The sequence below is a fragment of the Streptomyces sp. NPDC045022 genome (genome assembly GCF_056432605.1).
On record NZ_JBWKIR010000004.1, the window covers coordinates 203,246 to 222,549 of the forward strand.

Genomic DNA, 19,304 nt, shown 5'->3' on the forward strand with positions numbered 1-19,304 from the left:
GCCCCGACCTGCGCCGCCCCCCGGGGGGGGCGGCGGGGCGCCCGGGCCGCCCCCCCGCGACGGCAGTCCGCGCAACAGGTGACTCCTGTCACAACTCGCCCTCGTGCCAGGGAAATCGGTGGCCGAATGACCCGCGCCGAATTTGCGAACCGCCGATCTCTTGTTACCGTTCCTGTATCCCGGTTGCTGGTGCATCCCCCGTCGCCAGCAACCGGGTCTTTCCATGTCCGCACCCGGTGTACGCCGGATCACTGTGTGACAACTGCCGTGCGGCTCTCAGGAGTTGCTCCCCGAGCGCAGCAGCAGCGCGCCGTCGGACCCGCGCGCGGCGAACTCGGTGACGGCCGTGTAGGCGTCCGGTCCGCCCCGGCTGTGCTCGCGGGGTGTCTCACAGGTGGCGGGCTCGTCGTCGGCGCCCGTGACGCAGCGCATCTGCAGGGTCCGGCCGCCCGGTCCCATCAGGCTCAGCACGGAGTCCAGCGACTCGCCGGTGGCGTTGCGGTAGTAGGTGCGCGCCCAGGTGTCCGCTCCCTGGATCAGCACGCAGGTCTGCGCCTCGATGCCCTCGGGCGAGGTGACTTCGGGACCGCAGCGGGCGGCGGTGGCGAGGCCCAGGCCGAGGATCAGGGGAGAGCGGCTCGGGGTGACGGAGGGGGCCTCGGCGTCGGCGCGTTTCGCGGGGCCCGCGCCGCGCGGTGGGGTGCCTACGGCCGCCTGTCCCGCGTCGCCCACCTGCCCCGCGGACGCCACGGTCAGCGGCAGCGCGACCGCGGCCGCCGCGACGCCCACGAGGGCGAGGAGACGAAGCTTTCGGGGGTCCGGGGGCCGGCCCCCGGAATGACGCACCATGTGCGGAAGATAACGAGCGCCGGGGCCCGTCCGCCCCGGCCGCGCCCGACACCCTTACAATTCGGGCGCGCTCACACCCGTACGAGTGAGGGCGTCGACCACGGCGTCCACCACGGCCTCCACGTCGGGCACCCAGGGCGAGGCCGAGCCCGGCAGCGGGGCACGCTCCCAGCGGACGGCGCCCTGGCCGGTCTCGGACGGAGGCAGCGCGATATAGCCGCCCTCGCCGTGGAAGCGCAGGGAGCCGGGCACGAAGTCCTTGGCGTACAGCATCTCGCCCAGCTGCTCCAAGGAGTACGACTTCACCAGCAGCGCCCAGCGGGTGGACGAGGCGATCACCGGGCCGAGGCGCATGCCCCGCCGGTCCAGCAGGGCGAGCGCGCGGGAGGCGGCGAGCGCCGGCAGGCTGACGGCGCAGGGCGCCTTGTCGCCCGTGGCCAGGATGATCGGCGCGCTCGGCCGGTTGGTCCACCACCAGCGCACCATGCGTGCGTCGGTGGTGGCCCCGAGCAGGCCGGGGTCGAAGGGATGGGCACCGGGCACCGTGCACTCGGGGTCGGGGCAGGCGCAGCCGGCCCGCCCGCGCGGGTCCGGGGCCACGCCCGGGAGTACGGGCCACTGCCATTCCGTCGCGAAGGTCAGGGCCGCGCTGATCAGCTCAGGCCTCCCGTCGTTCCGCCTGGACAGGAGCCTGCGTCGCCTTCCGAGGATCTCGCGCATGAGCGCTCGTTCCTTTCCGTTGCACCGCTGGCAACACCGTGGATCACATCACACCATGTGTCGATCACTTCACTGGGCGTACCTGTTGGCGCATCACACCCCCGCGTACGGCAGGGGGAACCCCAAGGGGTCGAGCGTTGGCCGCGTCCGCTTCGTAGTGCGTCCATCAAAAGCACGGATGCGGCTCGGGGGTGGCGAAGTATGGCGTTTTGCCGTCGCGCGTGTTTCTCTCCGCCTCCGCCACGGGAGGATGGGGCTCGGCCGTCGGTGGTTATGACGCCCGGGTCCGTCGCCAGGTTCCGGGCGGCCCCCAACCACCCCTGGCCTTCTCCGAGTACGTACCCATCACGACCGCTGTGACGCTCCGTCGAGCAGGGCCAGTCGACCGCAATGAACCGATACCTAAGGCAGTTTTCAGCCAACTTGGCAGTAAGGCAAGGGGTTAGCGAGAAACCCACGTGCGCCCCACGGACACCAGGAATCCTCGCAGGACAATGCTGGACATCCCCTCACGAGTGCGTGTACATGTGGAGACACTGCCAGCGGCGCAGAATGACATGGGGGTTTGCGATGCTTTTGAGCAATACGCACCGGTCTGAAAGCCGGACGCCATGAACGCCCCGCACCCTCCGAAAGTGGCTGGAATCGATCCAACGGTCCCGACGCCCGCACACACTGCGGCGCCCACTCCCCCCGCCCCGGGCACCGGCCCCTGCCCGGACACCCATCTGCCCGTCAAGAACGCCTCCGCCCCGCACACCCCCGCTCCCGGCGCCCTTCTGCAGGACCGGCTGGCCGGCTGGGTCTCCGACCTCACCACTCTTCACGAACTCACCGAGCGGCTCTCCCGCACGAACGCGCTGGACCCCGCCCTCCACGAGCTGCTGCGCGCCGGCGCCGCCCTCGTCGGCGCCCGCCGCGGCCTCGTCGTCCTGGAACCCGGCGACGGACTCGGCCCCCACACCACCACCGGCCTCGGCCTCGGCCGCGCCGACCTCGGCCACATCGAGACCGTCCCGCGCGGCGCACTGCCGTACGACACCGGCCAGAGCGCCGAGAGCGTCCACCCCGACCTCCTCGCCGAGGACGGCCTCGACCCCCGCCACCGCGAGGTGGCCGCCCGCCTGGGCTACGCCGCCAGCTACGCCCTGCCCCTCGCCACCGACTCCGCCGGCCGCCTCGGCGCCGCCGTCTGGCTCTACGACGAACCGGCCGAACCGCACGAGCGGCAACGCCATCTCGCCGGCCTCTACATCCGGCACGCCACGGAGCACCTCGCGCGGCTGCTGGAAGTCGAGCGCACGCGCGCGTGCGTGGCGACCATCTCCGAGGAACTGCTCCCCTCCCGGCTGCCCCGGGTGGCCGGTGTCCAGCTCGCCGCCCGGCACCGCACCGGCCCGCGCGGTGGCGGCGACTGGTACGACGCGCTGCCGTTGCCGGACGCCGGCCTCGGCCTCTCCGTCGGCTCGGTCACCGGTTCCGGGCCCAGCGCGGTGGCCGCCATGGGCCGGCTGCGCGCCTCCCTGCGGGCGTACGCCGTGATGGAGGGCGAGGACCCGGTCGCCGTCCTGTCCGACCTGGAACTGCTGCTGCGGCTGACCGAGCCCGCCCGCTCCGCGACCGCCCTGTTCGCCTACTGCGAGCCCGCTCTGCGCAAGGTCACCCTGGCAGGCGCCGGACACAGCCCGCCGCTGCTGATCGCCGAGCGGCGCACCGAGTTCGCCGAGACCTCCGTCTCCGCGCCGCTCGGCATGCTCGCCTGCTGGGAGGCGCCCAGCGTGGAGATCCAGGCGGAGGCAGGGGAGACGGTCCTGCTCTACACCGACGGGCTGCTGCACCGCACCGGCGACCCGATGGACCGCGCCTTCGCCCGGCTGCACGCGGCCGCCACGAGCATCCCGCGCGCGGTGCGGCACGATCCCGGCGCCGTCGCCGACCACGTCCTGCGCACCGTCCTGCCCGACGGCCTGGACACGGCCGACAGCGAGGAGGACGTGGTCCTGCTGGCGGTGCGCTTCGACTGAGCCCGGCTGCAATGACCGGGCATAACAGGTCATCCGACCCTGGGTCGCCGTCGGTACGACCGTACGATGATGGAGGTCCCCGCTCGGCCACAAGCAGGAGCGACGCGGGCCCCGGGGGAGATCACATGGCGTATCGAGGAGGATCACGTGTCCGACGAGCTCAACCCGGCTGTGCCCGACTCTGCTACCGCAGAGGGCCCGGAAAGCGAGTCCGAGGAGCCCATCAAGCAGCGGAAGAACGGCCTGTACCCGGGCGTCTCCGACGAGCTGGCCGAGAACATGAAGTCCGGCTGGGCCGACACGGAGCTGCGTGACCTGAAGCCCGTCGAGCAGGCCGGGCACACCGCCCGCCGCCGTGCCGCGCTCTCCGCCCGCTTCCCGGGCGAGCGTCTCGTGATCCCGGCGGGCAACCTGAAGACCCGCTCGAACGACACCGAGTACCCCTTCCGCGCCTCCGTCGAGTACGCCTACCTCACCGGCAACCAGACCGAGGACGGCGTCCTCGTGCTGGAGCCCAGGGGCGACGGCCACGAGGCGACGATCTATCTGCTGCCCCGCTCCGACCGGGAGAACGGCGAGTTCTGGCTCTCCGGCCAGGGCGAGCTGTGGGTCGGCCGCCGCCACTCCCTGGCCGAGTCCGAGGCGCTGTACGGCATCCCGGCCGCCGACGTGCGTGAGCTGGCCGCAAAGCTGGGAGAGGCCACCGGCCCGGTGCGGGTCGTGCGCGGCCACGACGCCGGCATCGAGACGGCCCTGACCGACAAGGTCACCGCCGAGCGCGACGAAGAGCTGCGCGTCTTCCTCTCGGAGGCGCGCATGATCAAGGACGAGTTCGAGATCGGCGAGCTGCAGAAGGCCGTCGACTCGACCGTGCGCGGCTTCGAGGACGTCGTGAAGGTCCTCGACAAGGCCGAGGCGACGAGCGAGCGCTACATCGAGGGCACGTTCTTCCTCCGCGCGCGCGTGGAGGGCAACGACGTCGGCTACGGCTCCATCTGCGCGGCCGGCCCGCACGCCTGCACCCTGCACTGGGTCCGCAACGACGGCCCGGTCCGCTCCGGCGACCTGCTGCTGCTGGACGCGGGCGTGGAGACGCACACGCTGTACACGGCCGACGTCACGCGCACGCTGCCGATCGACGGCACGTACAGCGAGATCCAGCGGAAGATCTACGACGCCGTGTACGAGGCCCAGGAGGCCGGTATCGCGGCCGTCCAGCCCGGCGCCAAGTACCGCGACTTCCACGACGCCGCGCAGCGCGTGCTCGCCGAGAAGCTCGTCGAGTGGGGCCTGGTCGAGGGACCCGTCGAGCGCGTCCTGGAACTGGGCCTGCAGCGCCGCTGGACCCTGCACGGCACCGGCCACATGCTCGGCATGGACGTCCACGACTGCGCCGCCGCGCGCGTGGAGACGTACGTCGACGGCACGCTGGAGCCGGGCATGGTGCTCACCGTCGAGCCGGGCCTGTACTTCCAGGCCGACGACCTGACGGTCCCGGAGGAGTACCGGGGCATCGGCGTCCGCATCGAGGACGACATCCTCGTCACGGAGGACGGCAACCGGAATCTCTCCGCGGGGCTGCCCCGGCGGTCGGACGAGGTCGAGGCGTGGATGGCGTCCCTGAAGGGCTGACGTCACACTGAATGGCCGGGTACCGCTGGGTACCCGGCCATTTCGTCTGCCTGTGATCGGTGGCCGGTCGCGCAGTTCACCGGGCCCCTCCGGGGCGCGGGCACTCACGTGGGGGAATCGTGAACGACTTCTGGTCCGGTGTCGGAGTCGACCTGCACATCGAACCCGACGCGGCGGACGGCCGCCGGGTAGGACTGGAACGGGCCCTCAGGGACGCGGTACGGGACGGGCGGCTCGCGCCCGGCACCCGGCTGCCCGCGACCCGGCGGCTCGCGGACGAACTCGGCATCTCGCGGGGCACCGCGAAGGCGGCCTACGACCAGCTCGTCGCCGAGGGCTACCTGACGGCCCGGCAGGGCTCGGGTACCCGGGTCGCCTCGCTGCCCTCCACCGGCGGCGAGGCGCCGCCGACACCCGCGCACCCGCGTACCCCGCGTTTCGATCTGCGCCCCGGCAGCCCGGACGTCGGCGCGTTCCCGGCGGCGGCCTGGCTGCGCGCGCTGCGCCGTGCCATAGCGACGGCGCCCTCGCTGGCGTACGACTACGGTGACCCGCGCGGGCGGCTCGAACTGCGCACCGCGCTCTCCGGCTACCTGGGGCGGGCGCGCGGGGTGCTCGCGCCCCCGGAGCGAATCGTCATCACCTCCGGGTACGTCCAGGGCCTCGCGCTCCTCACGCGCGTGCTGGACGGCGCCGCCATCGCCATGGAGGACCCCGGGCTGCCCTTCCACCGCGAGGTGGTGCGGCGCAACGGCGGGACCGTGCGGCCCGTGCCCGTCGACACACGCGGGATGCGGCCCGGGGCGCTCGGGGAGGCGGCCGCCGTGGTGGTCACCGCGGCCCACCAGTACCCGACCGGGGTGACCCTGCACCCCGAGCGGCGCCGCGCGCTCACCGACTGGGCACGCACGCGTGGCGGTCTGATCATCGAGGACGACTACGACGGCGAGTTCCGCTACGACCGGCAGCCGGTGGGCGCGCTGCAGGGCATGGCGCCCGGCCAGGTGGTCTACCTGGGCACCGCGTCCAAGACGCTCGGCCCGGCACTGCGCCTGGGCTGGATGGTGTTGCCGCCGCACCTGGTCGACGCCGTCACCGACGCCAAACTGCACAGCGACCACCACACCGAGACCATCGGCCAGCTGGCGCTCGCCGAGCTGATCGACAGCCACGCCTACGACCGGCACGTACGCGCGTGCCGCCTGCGGTACCGGCGCCGCCGGGACCTGCTCCTGGACCGGCTGGGGATGCGCCGGAGCGTGCGCGGGATCGCGGCGGGGCTGCACGCGCTGATCGACGTGCCCGACGAGAGCGAGGCGCTGGCCCGCGCCGAGGCGGAGGGCCTGGCGCTCGGCGCCCTCGGCCACCACTGGCACACCCCGGGACCCGACCGGCCGCAAGGCCTGGTCGTCGGCTACGGCACCCCTCGCGAGCGGGCGTACCCGGAGGCGCTGGAGGCACTGGCGAAGGCGCTGGACACGGAGCGCTGACGCGTCCCGGCGGGCCGGGATCCGGGCCACTGGCGGACTCCGGAATGGGCCACTGACACGGTGGCCCATTGGGTCTGCTCAGCGGTCCACCGGGCCCCTACCGTCATCGGTATGACGAACCGACCGCAGCGTCTCCTGGCCCTCGCCCAGCTCGCCAACTCGGTGGGGGACGGCGCCTATTACGTCACCTCGGCGCTGTACTTCACCCCGGAGACCAGTCCTGGCGGATGGTCAGGGCCGGCCGGCCTCACAGCGCGGGATCGCGATCGTGCAGGATCCGCTGGAAGAGCCGGCAGTCCCGCCAGGCACCGTCGATGTGCAGGTAGTCCGGGGCCGTCCCGATCGGCTCGAACCCGCACTTCGCCAGCACCCGCTGCGAACCGGTGTTGTCGAGCAGCGTGGACGCCTCGATCCGGTGCAGCCCAGCGGTGTCACGCGCGATCCGGCACATCCGCCGCACGGCGGCACTCGCCAGCCCGCGGTTCTGCTGGTCGGCGGCCACCCAGTAGCCGAGGCGGGCGCTGCAGAACGGCCCCCGGGAGATCCCCGTCAGGGTGATGGCCCCGGCGATCCGTCCGTCCGCCGCCGCGAGGACCAGGGGCAGCGCGGCACCCCCGGCGAACTCCCGCAGCAGCCCGTGCACGCGCTCGGACTGCCCCGCCACGGTGAAGAACGACTCCGGTCTGACCGGCTCCCAGGGTTCGAGGTGCCCGCGGTTCGCCACGTAGGCCGCGCAGAGCGCATCCGCGTCACCGCGCGCGAGCAGCCGTAGCGTCACGCCGGCCGCTATCTCCTCGGTCATCCCGTCGGTCTCGATACGCATGCGCGCACCCTAGGGGGTGCCGGGCCCGGAGGGACCGGTCTCACACCGCCACGGGCGGCGCGTTCCCCCGCCACTTGAGCATCTTGTCGAAGCTGACCACCGTCCCGCCCCGGCCGGGCTTGACGCCGATGTGCACATGGTCGGCGAGTTCCCGGATGAGACAGAGTCCGCGGCCGTGCTCGGCGTCCGGGCGGACCGGCCGGATGTCCTGGGTACGGGTGAACCCGGGTCCGGAATCGGCCACTTCGATACGGCACTTCTCACCGTCGAGGTACGCGGTCACCCGGTACGCCTCCGAGGCACCGCCGGACACCGGCTCCCCGCCGTGCTCGACGGCGTTGGCGCAGGCCTCGCTCAGGGCGACGGACAGATCGTAGGAGATATCCGGGTCGACGCCCGCCGTCTCCATGGTGCCGATCAGCAGCCGCCGGGCGAGGGGCACGCTCGCGGCCTCGCGGCGCAGATGGAGTGACCACCAGATGCTCATGCTCCAGCCTCCTGGCCGCGGCTCGACATACCGTTACGTATTGCCGCCCGTAGGCGGCCGTAAGCACTCAGTCGACGTGACTCCGCCCATACGGGCGATGCGCCGAGGGAGGAATCGGTGTATGACGGACGCGTCCGGCGACCTGCCGTACGCGTCCGGTAAGAGCAGTGCGATGATGAGCCCGCCATGACTGCCCCCCACCCGCACACGGCGCGTCCCGGAGCCGGGCTCCGGATCACGCGGGCCGCGGTGTTCGCCGCGGTCTGCGTCGTGCTGGCCGCGGCCGGGCACACTCTGGCCTCCTGCACGCGCGTGCCGCTGTGGACGCTCGGCGCGGGCTTCCTCGGCTCCCTGCTGACCGTGGCACCGCTCGCCGGGCGGACCCGCTCGCTGCCGGGCATCGCCGCGCTCCTCGCGCTCGGCCAGACCGTCCTGCACACGCTGTTCGGGCTGGGCCGGCACGGAGCCGCGGCCATGGCCTCCGGCGGAATGCCGATGGATTCGGCGAACGGGTCGCTGAGCGACGTCGCACTCGTCGAGCGGGCCGGCCGGCTCGTATGCGGATCCACCCCGTCGGTACTCACCCCCGGACACGCCTACCGACTCCTGCTCGACGCGCACCTCATCGGCCCCTCGGGCCGGGCGGTGGGCGCCATGCCGGCCATGCACCACATGGCCGATCCCACCGGCTCCTCGACGAGCCTGCTGCCCTCGCTGCCGATGCTGCTCGGCCACGTCCTCGCGGCCGTCGCCACGGGCTGGCTGCTGCGCCGGGGCGACCTCGCCGTACTGCGGCTGGTCGAACTGTCGGCGCACGGAGTCGCCGAGGGGGCGCTCGTGCGGTCCCTGCGCGGGGCGCTCGCGCTGGCGCTGGCATTCGGCGCCGGGCTGCTGCCCGCCATCGAGCCCGGCCCGCGCCACCGTCGTACCGCCCGGGACGAGGCACCCGCCCCGCACACCACCGCACTCCAGCACACGGTGATCCGGCGCGGTCCGCCCGCCGCCGCCTTCCGCCTCGCCGCCTGACGCGACCGGACCACTCCACACCGCCCGGTGGGAGAGGGGCCGCCGTCGCGCGGCACGCGCGCGTGCGCAGCTCACCGAGCGGCACCACCACGCGCACGCGTATCCCTCGTCATCACCGGAACTCACCACAGTGGAGTGCTCCAGCCATGCAGGCTTCTCGCATCGCCTCTCGTGTCGCCGCCGCCACCGCCGTCGCGGGCTCGGCCGTCCTCGCCCTGTCCGTCCCCGCCTTCGCGCACGTCTCCGTGCAGCCCGAGGGCACCGCGCCGAAGGGCGGCTGGGCGGTCGTCGACTTCAAGGTCCCCAACGAGCGCGACAACGCCTCGACCATCAAGCTCGAGGTCAGCTTCCCGGCCGACCACCCGCTCGCCTCGGTGATGCCGGAGCCGATCCCGGGCTGGAAGGCCGAGATCACCAAGACCAAGCTGGACAAGCCGCTGACCATGCACGGCGAGAAGTTCGACGAAGCCGTCAGCAAGGTCACCTGGACCGCCGACGGCAAGGGCGTCCAGCCCGGCTACTTCCAGAAGTTCCCGCTCGCCCTCGGTGCCCTGCCCGAGAACACCGACCAGCTGGTGTTCAAGGCGATCCAGACGTACTCCGACAAGGAGGTCGTGCGCTGGATCGAGGCACCGCAGGAGGGCCAGGCGGAACCCGAGAACCCGGCCCCGGTGCTGGAGCTGTCCGCCGCCACCGACGACCACGGCACGTCGTCCGCCAAGGACGCCTCCGACGGCACCGAGAAGGCCGCCGCCGCCACGGACGCCGGCTCCGACGGCGGCAGTGACACCACCGCACGCGTGCTCGGCGTGGTCGGCATCGTCGTCGGCGCCGCGGGCGTGGCCTACGGCGTCTTCGCCGGGCGCCGCCGGACCGCCGCCTGACCCTCGTTCCGTCCGCGCACCGGGGGCCGTGCGACGCTGTCGTGCGACCCCGGTGCGCGCCGGAATTCACACATCTGGGACATTTTTCTATGCGCAAGAAGACGTTCGCGGCGGCTGCGCTGCTCGCCGCCGCCACCCTGCCCCTCTCCGCCTGCGGCAACGGGAACGACGGCAAGTCGTCCGTCTCCGTGGTCTCGGAGGAGTCCGACTCGGGCAAGGCCGCCACCGTCCTCGACCAGCCGTTCGAGAAGCCGGACCTGGTCCTCACCGACACCCACGGCAAGAAGTACGACCTCCGCAAGGAGACCAAGGGCCATCCGACCCTGCTCTACTTCGGCTACACGCACTGCCCCGACATCTGCCCGACGACGATGAGCAACGTCGCCGTCGCCAAGAAAGCGCTGCCCAAGGCCGAGCAGAACGACCTCAGGGTCGTCTTCGTCACCACCGACCCCGCCCGCGACACCCCCGCCGAGCTGGGCAAGTGGCTCAAGGGCATCGACCCGCGGTTCGTCGGCCTGACCGGTGACTTCTCCACCATCCAGGCCGGTGCCCGCTCCGTCGGCATCTCCATCGAGCCGACGACGAAGGACAAGAACGGCAAGCTCGTCTCGGTGCACGGCACGCAGGTCATCGCGTTCTCCCCGAAGACCGACGGCGGTTACGTCCTCTACGGCGAGGACGCCACGGTCGACGACTACAGCAAGGACCTGCCCAAGCTCGTCGAGGGAGCGAAGCCGTGAGGCGCGCCCTCCTGACCGTGGCCGCCCTCACCGGTGCCCTCGCCCTGGCGGGCTGCTCGGGGCCCGGCGACGGTGACGGCTCCGGCTCCCGCGACGGCTCCGGCTCCGGCTCCGGGAAGGCAGACCTGTCCGTCAGCTCCCCGTACATGCCCCAGCCGGTCTCCACCGACATGGCCGCCGGCTTCCTGACGATCGCCAACAAGGGCGGCACGAAGGACGAGCTGACCTCGGTCGCCAGTGACGTGGCCGGCGAGGTCACCATGCACAGCACCGCCGGCGGCGCCATGACGGAGAAGACCTCCTTCGCCATACCGGCCCACGGTCAACTCGTGTTCAAAAGCGGCGGCAACCATCTGATGTTCGAGAAGCTCAAGCGCAGGCCGAAGCAGGGCCAGACGGTCAGCATGAGGCTGACCTTCGCCAGGTCCGAGCCGCTCACCGTCGAGATGCCGGTGAGGTCAGCCACGTACAACCCGTCGACCGGCCACTGAGGAGGGACCACCTTGACGCGGACCATCACCCCCCGCCTGCGGATCCTGGTGCTGCTGTTCCTCGCCGTCACCGGCGCGCTGCTGGCCGGCGCCGGACCGGCGTCCGCGCACGCGGCACTGACCGGCAGCGACCCCGCGCAGGGGGTGGTGGTCACCAAGGCGCCCACCCAGGTGTCGCTCACCTTCTCCGAGAAGGTGGCGATGAGCGACGACTCCCTGCGCGTGCTCGATCCCAAGGGCAAGCCGGTCCAGACGGGCGCACCCGCCGACGTGAGCGGGACGACGTACGCCGTGCGGCTCAAGAGCGGCCTGGGCAAGGGCACCTACACGGTCACCTACCAGGTCGTCTCGGCCGACAGCCACCCCGTCTCCGGCGCCTACACCTTCTCCATCGGGGCGCCCTCGCAGACCGTCGTCTCCGGTGCCGGACCGGCCGCGGGCGGCGGAGTCGTGGGCGTCCTCTACGCGTTCGGCCGGTACGTGTCCTACGCCGGCTTCATCGTGCTCGCGGGCGGCGCGGCCTTCGTACTCGCCTGCTGGCAGCGCGGCGCGGGTGTACGAGCCCTCCAGCGGCTGGTCGTCGGCGGCTGGCTGGCGCTCACCGCGGCCACCCTGTGGCTGCTGCTCCTGCGCGGCTCGTACACCACCTCGGGCAAGGTCGCCGACGTCTTCGACCTCGATCTGCTCGGCCAGGTGCTGCAGACCAAGACCGGTGCCGCGCTGGTCTCCCGGCTGCTGCTGCTCGCCGCCGCCGCGCTGTTCGTCGCCGTCCTCTTCGGCGCCTACGACCGGCGCGAGGAAGGCGAGGAGAAGCGCGACCTGACCTTCGGGCTCGCCATCGGCGGGGTGGTGGTCGCCGCCGGGCTCGCGTCCAGCTGGGCGATGGCGGAGCACGCCTCGGTCGGGCTCCAGTCGGGCATCGCCATGCCGGTCGACGTCGTCCATCTGCTCGCCGTCGCCACCTGGCTGGGCGGCCTCACCGCCCTCCTGACCGTCCTGTACCGGGCCCCCGCCGAGACCCCCGTCGAGGCCGCCGCCGTCCGCCGCTTCTCCCGGCTGGCCCTGGGCTCGGTCACGACGCTCGTCGCCACCGGCGTCTACCAGTCCTGGCGGCAGCTCGGCTCCTGGTCGGCGTTCACCGAGACGGGGTACGGGCAGCTGCTGCTGATCAAGATCGCCCTGGTGGCGCTGCTGGTCGGCGTCGCCTCGATATCGCGCCGGTGGACGGGACGGCTCGCCGACACGGTCGCGACGGCCGGAGCCGAACGGGCGGAGAAGGAGCGGGTGGCCTCGGGTGTGCCCACGCAGGCGTCCGCCGCGCCCGAGCACACCCCGGCCGCGGGCAAGGAGGCGGAGGCGGCCGAGGCCGCTGACGGCAAGGTCACCGGTACCGGTGGCTCCCAGCGTGCCGCCCAGCTCGCCCGGCAGCGGGCCGCGATCGACGCCGCCCGGCAGAAGCGGCTCCGCGACGCCGACCCGACCCGCTTCGGGCTGCGCCGCTCGGTGTTCGCCGAGGCCGGGGTAGCGATCGTGCTGCTCGCCGTCACCACCGCGCTGACACAGACCGAGCCGGGCCGCACAGAGCAGGAGGCCAGGTCCGTCGCCTCCTCCTCCGCCAGCTCCTCCTCGTCGTCCTCCCCGTCCGGCGCGCTGACCCTGGACATGCCCTTCGACACCGGCGGCACCGACGGCAAGGGCGTCGTCAGCATCGACCTCGACCCCGCGCGCGTGGGCGGCAACGAGATGCACGTGTACGTCCAGCGTCCCAACGGGCGGGCCTTCGACGTCCCCGAGGTGAAGGTCTCCTTCACCCTCGAGGCGAAGAAGATCGGCCCGCTCCCCGTGAACCCCGACCACATCACCACCGGCCACTGGTCGGCGAACGGAGTGCAGATCCCCCTGGCCGGCGACTGGAAGATCGCCGTCACGGTGCGCAGCTCCGACATCGACCAGGTGACCGTCTCCAAGAACGCTCAGATCGGCTGAACGACACCATGCCTGACCAGTCCATCCCGGAGGCCCGTACACCCGAGCCCGCGGTGCGGGTGCCCGTCCCCGACAGCGGCCGGGGCGTCTCCCGGCGCGCGCTGCTCGGCACCGCGGGCGCCACCGGGCTCGTGCTCGGCGCGGCCGGCGGGGCCGCTGGCTACGCCGCGGCGCCCGCCCGGGCCACTCCACTGACCTCGGTGGGCTCCGGCCGGGCGATGTTTCACGGGAAACATCAGCCCGGCATCACAGAGGGACTTCAGGCGTGCGGCCATCTCGTCGCCTTCGACCTGGCGGCGGGCGCGGGCCGCAAGGAGGCGGCGGCCCTGCTGCGTCGCTGGTCAGCGACGGCCGAGCGGCTGATGGCGGGCGAGGCCGCCCCGCACGACGACACCGGCGTGGCCCGGGACGCGGGTCCCTCCTCGCTGACGGTCACCTTCGGCTTCGGGCACAGCTTCTTCGGCAGGACCGGACTGGAGAAGCAGCGGCCGACCGCCCTGGACCCGCTGCCGGACTTCTCCTCCGACCAGCTCGACAAGGCGCGCAGTGACGGCGATCTGTGGGTGCAGATCGGCGCGAACGACGCCCTGGTCGCCTTCCACGCCCTGCGCGCGATCCAGAAGGACGCCGGCTCGGCCGCGCGGGTGCGCTGGCAGATGAACGGCTTCAACCGCACGCCGGGGGCCACCGCCCACCCCATGACGGCCCGCAATCTCATGGGCCAGGTCGACGGCACCCGCAACCCCAGGCCGGCCGACTCCGACTTCGAGAAGCGGATCTTCGTGCCGTCCTCGGGCGAGCCCGCGTGGATGGCGAACGGCTCCTATGCCGTCGTACGCCGCATCCGGATGCTTCTGGACGACTGGGAGAAGCTGTCGCTCGCCGCGCAGGAGCAGGTCATCGGGCGCCGCAAGGCCGACGGGGCGCCGCTGTCCGGGGGCGGCGAGACGACCGCGATGGACCTGGAGAAGACCGACGCCAAGGGCGAGTACGTCGTCCCGGCCAACGCGCACGCCCGGATCACCCGGCCCGACCGGAACGGCGGCGCGGCGATGCTGCGGCGCCCGTTCTCCTACCACGACGGCATCGACGCGGACGGTACGCCCGACGCCGGTCTGCTCTTCATCTGCTGGCAGGCGGATCCGCTGCGCGGCTTCGTACCGGTGCAGCGCAAGCTCGACCGGGGCGACGCGCTGTCGCGGTACATCCGGCACGAGGCGAGCGGACTGTTCGCCGTGCCGGGCGGGGCGGCGAAGGGTGAGTACGTGGGACAGCGGCTGCTGGAGGGCTGATCGGGTTCAAACCACCCGGTCGGGTGGTTGTGATGAGACGGAGGCGCCGGGCCGCCGCGCCGCCACTAGGGTGAGGACATGCCAGCGAGTTATGCGTATCTCGGCCCGGAGGGCACCTTCACCGAAGTCGCCCTGCGGACGCTCCCGGAAGCGGCCACCCGGGAGCTGATCCCGTACGTGTCGGTACAGTCCGCGCTGGACGCGGTACGGGCCGGCGAGGCCGAGGCGGCGTTCGTACCGATCGAGAACTCCGTCGAGGGCGGTATCACCACCACCCTCGACGAACTGGTCGCGGGCGCACCGCTGACGATCTACCGCGAGGTGCTGCTGTCGATCACCTTCGCGCTGCTGGTCCGGCCGGGCACGAAGCTCTCGGACGTCAAGACGGTCTCCGCGCATCCGGCGGCCCAGCCGCAGGTGCGCAACTGGCTGCGCAAGCACCTTCCGGACGCCCTGTGGGAGTCCGCCGCCTCCAACGCGGACGCCGCACGCCTGGTCCAGGAGGGCCGGTACGACGCTGCCTTCGCGGGCGAGTTCGCCGCCGCCCGATACGGCCTCGAGGCCCTGGAGACCGGGATCCACGACGCGGAGAACGCGCAGACGCGGTTCGTGCTGGTCGGCCGTCCGGCCCGGCCCGCCGCACCGACCGGCGCCGACAAGACCTCGGTGGTGCTGTGGCAGCGCGACGACCACCCCGGCGCCCTGCGCGACCTGCTCGGCGAGTTCGCCTCGCGCGGCATCAACCTCATGCTGCTGCAGTCCCGGCCGACGGGTGCCGGCATCGGCAATTACTGCTTCTGCATCGACGCCGAGGGTCACATCTCGGACCGGCGCATGGTGGAGGCGCTGACGGGGCTGAAGCGGATCTGTCTCCAAGTGCGCTTCCTCGGCTCCTACCCGCGCGCCGACATCACGCCGGACGAGGCCCGGCCGACGCTGCCGGGGACGTCGGACGAGGAGTTCATGGCGGCGGCGGACTGGGTGGCGCGCTGCCAGGACGGCCGGTTCTAGCCAGTCGTACCTGCATACCTTCGTTATCCACAGGCGTTATCCACAGGCACCCTTCTCGACCTGGGGACAAGTCGACAAGGAAGCGCCAGTTGGTCGACAAATCGCCCTGCAGCCCCCGTACGGGGTCACCATCACGCGAGTCACCCTTCGTCCACTCGTTTCCTTTGGTTCATCTTTTGGGGCGACTGTTTTCCACCCGAAAGTGGGTGTCGATGGGGTTTGATCCGGGAATTCTTCAGCCCGTCGGACACTTGCGGAGTGATCGATTCCGAAATCCACAGACCTTCCACACAGCCTGTGGATAACTCCCCGAGGGGGTGTGGGCTCCTGTGGACAAGTCGGCCCCCAAGTCCCCTTCCGCGCAAGAGAATCCGGTCAGCCGGCTCCCTGACGCCCAGCCCGTCCCAGGGAATGAGACACTTTCCCTTGACATGATCGGCAATTGGCGCATTACGGAACGTAAGCCGCGAATCAGAACTCCCCGGAATAGTGATTCGTGAGCCGCAACCCCGCACCGGTAGCCTTGGCCCCGTGATTGACCTTCGCCTGCTCCGTGAGGACCCCGACCGTGTGCGCGCTTCCCAGCGCGCCCGTGGAGAGGACGTCGCGCTCGTCGACGCTCTCCTGTCTGCCGACGAGCGGCGCAGGTCCTCCGGCGTCCGCTTCGACGAGCTGCGTGCCGAGCAGAAGCAGCTCGGCAAGCTGATCCCCAAGGCCTCCGGCGACGAGAAGGCCGAGCTGCTGGGGCGCGCCGAGCAGCTGAAGGCCGACGTCAAGGCCGCCGACACCGAGCGCGACGCGGCCGACACCGAGACCCAGCAGCTGGTCCTCCGCCTCGGCAACCTCGTCCACCCCGACGTGCCCGTCGGCGGCGAGGAGGACTTCGTCACGCTGGAGACGCACGGCACGATCCGCGACTTCGGTGCCGAGGGCTTCGAGCCCAAGGACCACCTGGAGCTGGGCCAGCTGCTCGGCGCGATCGACGTCGAGCGCGGCGCCAAGGTCTCCGGCTCCCGCTTCTACTTCCTCACCGGCGTCGGCGCCCTGCTGGAGCTGGCCCTGGTGAACGCGGCCATCGCCCAGGCGACCGCGGCCGGTTTCACCCCGATGCTCACCCCGGCTCTGGTACGCCCGCAGTCCATGGCCGGCACCGGCTTCCTCGGCCAGGCCGCGCAGGACGTCTACCATCTCGACAAGGACGACCTGTACCTGGTCGGCACCTCCGAGGTCCCGCTGGCGGCCTATCACATGGACGAGATCATCGACGCCGACAAGCTGCCGCTGCGGTACGCGGGCTTCTCGCCCTGCTTCCGCCGCGAGGCCGGCTCGCACGGCAAGGACACCAAGGGCATCTTCCGCGTCCACCAGTTCGACAAGGTGGAGATGTTCTCGTACGTCGCTCCCGAGGACTCGCAGGCCGAGCACCAGCGCCTGCTGGCGTGGGAGAAGCAGTGGCTGGAGTCGCTGGAGCTGCCGTTCCGCGTCATCGACGTCGCCACCGGTGACCTCGGCGCCTCGGCCGCCCGCAAGTTCGACTGCGAGGCGTGGATCCCCACCCAGGGCAAGTACCGCGAGCTGACCTCGACCTCGGACTGCACCGAGTTCCAGTCCCGCCGGCTGTCCATCCGGGTCCGCGAGGGCAAGCAGGTCCGGCCGCTGGCCACGCTCAACGGCACGCTGTGCGCCGTACCGCGCACGATCGTGGCGATCCTGGAGAACCATCAGCTGGCCGACGGCTCGGTCCGCGTCCCCGAGGTCCTGCGCCCGTACCTGGGCGGCCGGGAGGTTCTGGAGCCGGTGTCCCGGTGAGCTTCCCGTACGGGCTGATCGCCACCGATCTCGACGGAACGCTCCTGCGCTCCGACGAGTCGGTCTCGCAGCGCACCCGTGACGCGCTCGCCGCGGCCACCGCGGCGGGCGCCGCGCACATCGTCGTCACCGGCCGTGCGGTGCCCTGGACCCGGCACATCCTGGACGACCTCGGCTACGACGGTCTGGCCGTCTGCGGCCAGGGCGCCCAGGTCTACGACGCCGGGGCACACCGCCTGCTGACGTCCGTCACCCTGGACCGGCAGCTGGCGGGAGTGGCCCTGGCCAAGATCGAGGCCGAGGTGGGTCCGCTGCGTCTGGCGGCCAGCCGCGACGGCCTCGACGGAGGCGTGCTGGTGGGTCCGGGGTACGCGGTCACGGGCAGCCTGCCCGCCACCCCCTTCACGGACGCGTCCGACCTCTGGACCGCTCCGCTGAACAAGATCTACATACAGCATCCGGCGCTGGGCGACGACGAGCTGGCGGAGGCCGCCCGGCAGGCGGCCGGGGGCTTCGTCACGGTGGCCATGGCCGGCGAGGGCATCGTGGAACTGCTGCCCCTCGGCCTGTCCAAGGCCACGGGGCTGTCGATAGCCGCCCGTCGGCTGGGCCTGAAGGCCGCCGACACGATCGCCTTCGGTGACATGCCCAACGACATCCCGATGTTCGCCTGGGCATCGCGAGGCGTGGCTATGGCCAACGCCCACGAGGAACTCAGGGCGGTGGCCGACGAGATGACGGCCTCCAACGAGGAGGACGGCATCGCGGTGGTGCTGGAGCAGTTGCTGGGCTGAGCTTTTCGGCTTCTTCTGCGGAGGATGCACGGATCGAACGTGCGCGGGCTTTCCAGGCCCGACCACGGTTTAGCAAACCGGTGCCTTACCACTCGGCCAATCCTCCGGGTGGGCGGCCCACGCGAGAGCGACATCGCGTGCTCGAAGCGGCCGCCCCGGGCAGCTCCCATGGCGTCACGGAGGGGTAGCGATCACTCCGGAGCCGGCCTCGGGCTGCCCTGTCGGGAGCTGGGCGTACTGCCGTGCATGGGCATCGCCCATCTCCTCTCCCAGAACGCGGCGCCGGGACGATCCCGGCGGATGGGGCACAACCACTGTGCCTCGCCACCGAGTTGGGCGCCACCGAATAAAGCGGGCGCTGCTACCGCCGACGCCACCTGCGTCGACGCGCCTTGCTGAAGAACCAGCCGGCCGGGCGGTGTCTTGTCAGCCATCCGCGGCCTCCCGGCCGTGCATCCGCTGTGCCCAGTGTGCCGGGGCCGAGGTGAAGCCCCCGCCAGAGCCCCGGGGGCCATGGCGGCCTACTCCTCGCCCGCCAGCGTCAGCGACCGCAGCTTCTGGCCCGCGTACCAGGTGGCCAGGACGGTGACCGCCACCAGCAGCACGGTGGCCGTCGGCAGGCCCACGTCGGAGGTCACCAGATCCCCGCCCGCCATCTTGTGGGCGACGGCCAGCGACCACTGCTGGACGCTCAGCGTGCGCGCGCCGGGCACCAGGGAGCCGAACAGCGCCTCCCAGACCAGCGCGTAGACGAGCCCGAAGACCACCGCGTGCCGGGACACCGTGCCCAGCAGCAGGAACAGTGCCGAGTAGGCGATGGAGGAGACCAGCGCGGCGACCGTGTAGGCGATGGCGACCTGCTGCCCGTTCCCGTTCAGGATCAGGCCCGCGATCAATGTCGGCACCGCCGAGAAGACCATGGTCACGGCGATGGCGACGATGAGCTTGGTGAAGATGATCGTGGGCCGCTTGAGCGGCTTGGACAGCAGGTAGACGACGGAGCCGTCGTCGATCTCCGGGCCGATCGCGCCCGTGCCCGCGATGACACCGATGATCGGCACCATGGTGGCGAGCGCGAAGCCGCCGAGGACGTCGGAGGCCGTCTGGTCGTCGGCTCCGGTCAGGCCGCGCACGGCCACGGAGATCACGATCAGCAGCAGCGGCAGCGCGCCGAGGATGAGGGCGCGGCGGCGGCCGAGCAGGGCCCGGTAGGTGAGCCGGGCGACGGTGGGGTCGTACATCT

General features: G+C 71.9%; 17 protein-coding genes and 1 tRNA gene. 12 read left to right on the forward strand and 6 right to left on the reverse strand.

Annotated elements, in window-relative coordinates; translation table 11 throughout:
• Nucleotides 1-276 precede the first annotated feature (276 nt).
• Both AC07C1_RS09780 and AC07C1_RS09785 read right to left on the reverse strand, forming a co-directional pair.
• Entirely contained in the window at nt 277-849 is a 573-nt protein-coding gene (locus AC07C1_RS09780) for a hypothetical protein (protein ID WP_478938080.1), read from the reverse strand.
• Between the two features lie 54 nt (nt 850-903).
• Nucleotides 904-1,569, reverse strand: a complete 666-nt coding sequence (locus tag AC07C1_RS09785) for a bifunctional DNA primase/polymerase (protein WP_478938082.1) — start codon at nt 1,567-1,569, stop codon at nt 904-906.
• A 611-nt stretch (nt 1,570-2,180) separates the two neighbouring features.
• Between AC07C1_RS09785 and AC07C1_RS09790 the strand changes: the two genes are divergently transcribed.
• The 3 genes from AC07C1_RS09790 (at nt 2,181) to pdxR (ending at nt 6,715) form a co-directional block, all read left to right on the forward strand.
• Nucleotides 2,181-3,593: a PP2C family protein-serine/threonine phosphatase gene (locus AC07C1_RS09790; protein ID WP_478938083.1), complete on the forward strand. Its 1,413-nt coding sequence runs from the start codon at nt 2,181-2,183 to the stop codon at nt 3,591-3,593.
• Between the two features lie 147 nt (nt 3,594-3,740).
• Nucleotides 3,741-5,225 (forward strand): aminopeptidase P family protein, encoded by a 1,485-nt coding sequence (locus AC07C1_RS09795; RefSeq protein WP_478938085.1) that lies wholly within the window; start codon nt 3,741-3,743, stop codon nt 5,223-5,225.
• Nucleotides 5,226-5,344: 119 nt separating this feature from the next.
• The gene (gene pdxR / locus AC07C1_RS09800) at nt 5,345-6,715 is read left to right on the forward strand and encodes a MocR-like pyridoxine biosynthesis transcription factor PdxR (RefSeq protein WP_478938086.1); all 1,371 of its coding nucleotides are present in this window, start codon (nt 5,345-5,347) and stop codon (nt 6,713-6,715) included.
• 247 nt (nt 6,716-6,962) lie between these two features.
• Here the strand turns inward: pdxR and AC07C1_RS09805 are convergent, their stop codons facing one another.
• Together AC07C1_RS09805 and AC07C1_RS09810 are read right to left on the reverse strand one after the other, a co-directional pair.
• Nucleotides 6,963-7,538 carry a GNAT family N-acetyltransferase gene (locus tag AC07C1_RS09805; protein WP_478938088.1) on the reverse strand — a complete coding sequence of 192 codons (576 nt, stop codon included), beginning with the start codon at nt 7,536-7,538 and terminating at the stop codon, nt 6,963-6,965.
• Nucleotides 7,539-7,578: 40 nt separating this feature from the next.
• Nucleotides 7,579-8,025 carry an ATP-binding protein gene (locus tag AC07C1_RS09810; RefSeq protein ID WP_478938089.1) on the reverse strand — a complete coding sequence of 149 codons (447 nt, stop codon included), beginning with the start codon at nt 8,023-8,025 and terminating at the stop codon, nt 7,579-7,581.
• Nucleotides 8,026-8,211: 186 nt separating this feature from the next.
• Here AC07C1_RS09810 and AC07C1_RS09815 point away from each other — a divergent pair, with 186 nt between their 5' ends.
• The 9 genes from AC07C1_RS09815 to AC07C1_RS09855 all read left to right on the forward strand — a co-directional run bounded on the left by AC07C1_RS09815 (nt 8,212) and on the right by AC07C1_RS09855 (nt 18,061).
• On the forward strand, nt 8,212-9,051 hold the full coding sequence (locus tag AC07C1_RS09815) for a hypothetical protein (protein ID WP_478938090.1): 840 nt from the start codon (nt 8,212-8,214) through the stop codon (nt 9,049-9,051).
• A 146-nt stretch (nt 9,052-9,197) separates the two neighbouring features.
• A complete protein-coding gene (locus AC07C1_RS09820) occupies nt 9,198-9,935 on the forward strand; it encodes a YcnI family copper-binding membrane protein (protein ID WP_478938092.1) in 738 nt (245 codons plus the stop codon).
• An 89-nt stretch (nt 9,936-10,024) separates the two neighbouring features.
• Nucleotides 10,025-10,678, forward strand: a complete 654-nt coding sequence (locus AC07C1_RS09825; RefSeq protein WP_478938094.1) for an SCO family protein — start codon at nt 10,025-10,027, stop codon at nt 10,676-10,678.
• Nucleotides 10,675-11,169, forward strand: coding sequence for a copper chaperone PCu(A)C (locus tag AC07C1_RS09830; protein ID WP_478938096.1), 495 nt, complete (start codon nt 10,675-10,677; stop codon nt 11,167-11,169). The genes AC07C1_RS09825 and AC07C1_RS09830 overlap by 4 nt, the downstream gene beginning before the upstream one ends.
• Nucleotides 11,170-11,181: 12 nt before the next feature.
• Complete coding sequence (locus AC07C1_RS09835; RefSeq protein ID WP_478938097.1) at nt 11,182-13,155, forward strand: copper resistance CopC/CopD family protein; 1,974 nt, start codon at nt 11,182-11,184, stop codon at nt 13,153-13,155.
• Nucleotides 13,156-13,163: 8 nt separating this feature from the next.
• On the forward strand, nt 13,164-14,447 hold the full coding sequence (gene efeB / locus AC07C1_RS09840; RefSeq protein WP_478938098.1) for an iron uptake transporter deferrochelatase/peroxidase subunit: 1,284 nt from the start codon (nt 13,164-13,166) through the stop codon (nt 14,445-14,447).
• A gap of 78 nt (nt 14,448-14,525) precedes the next feature.
• Nucleotides 14,526-15,458 carry a prephenate dehydratase gene (gene pheA, locus AC07C1_RS09845; protein WP_478938099.1) on the forward strand — a complete coding sequence of 311 codons (933 nt, stop codon included), beginning with the start codon at nt 14,526-14,528 and terminating at the stop codon, nt 15,456-15,458.
• A 531-nt stretch (nt 15,459-15,989) separates the two neighbouring features.
• The gene (gene serS, locus AC07C1_RS09850) at nt 15,990-17,267 is read left to right on the forward strand and encodes a serine--tRNA ligase (RefSeq protein ID WP_478938100.1); all 1,278 of its coding nucleotides are present in this window, start codon (nt 15,990-15,992) and stop codon (nt 17,265-17,267) included.
• Complete coding sequence (locus AC07C1_RS09855; protein ID WP_478938101.1) at nt 17,264-18,061, forward strand: HAD family hydrolase; 798 nt, start codon at nt 17,264-17,266, stop codon at nt 18,059-18,061. The genes serS and AC07C1_RS09855 overlap by 4 nt, the downstream gene beginning before the upstream one ends.
• 18 nt (nt 18,062-18,079) lie before the next feature.
• Here the strand turns inward: AC07C1_RS09855 and AC07C1_RS09860 are convergent.
• Nucleotides 18,080-18,167: transfer RNA gene (locus tag AC07C1_RS09860), tRNA-Ser, on the reverse strand.
• A 415-nt stretch (nt 18,168-18,582) separates the two neighbouring features.
• Nucleotides 18,583-19,302 carry an ABC transporter permease subunit gene (locus AC07C1_RS09865; protein ID WP_478938102.1) on the reverse strand — a complete coding sequence of 240 codons (720 nt, stop codon included), beginning with the start codon at nt 19,300-19,302 and terminating at the stop codon, nt 18,583-18,585.
• Between the last annotated feature and the right edge of the window lie 2 nt (nt 19,303-19,304).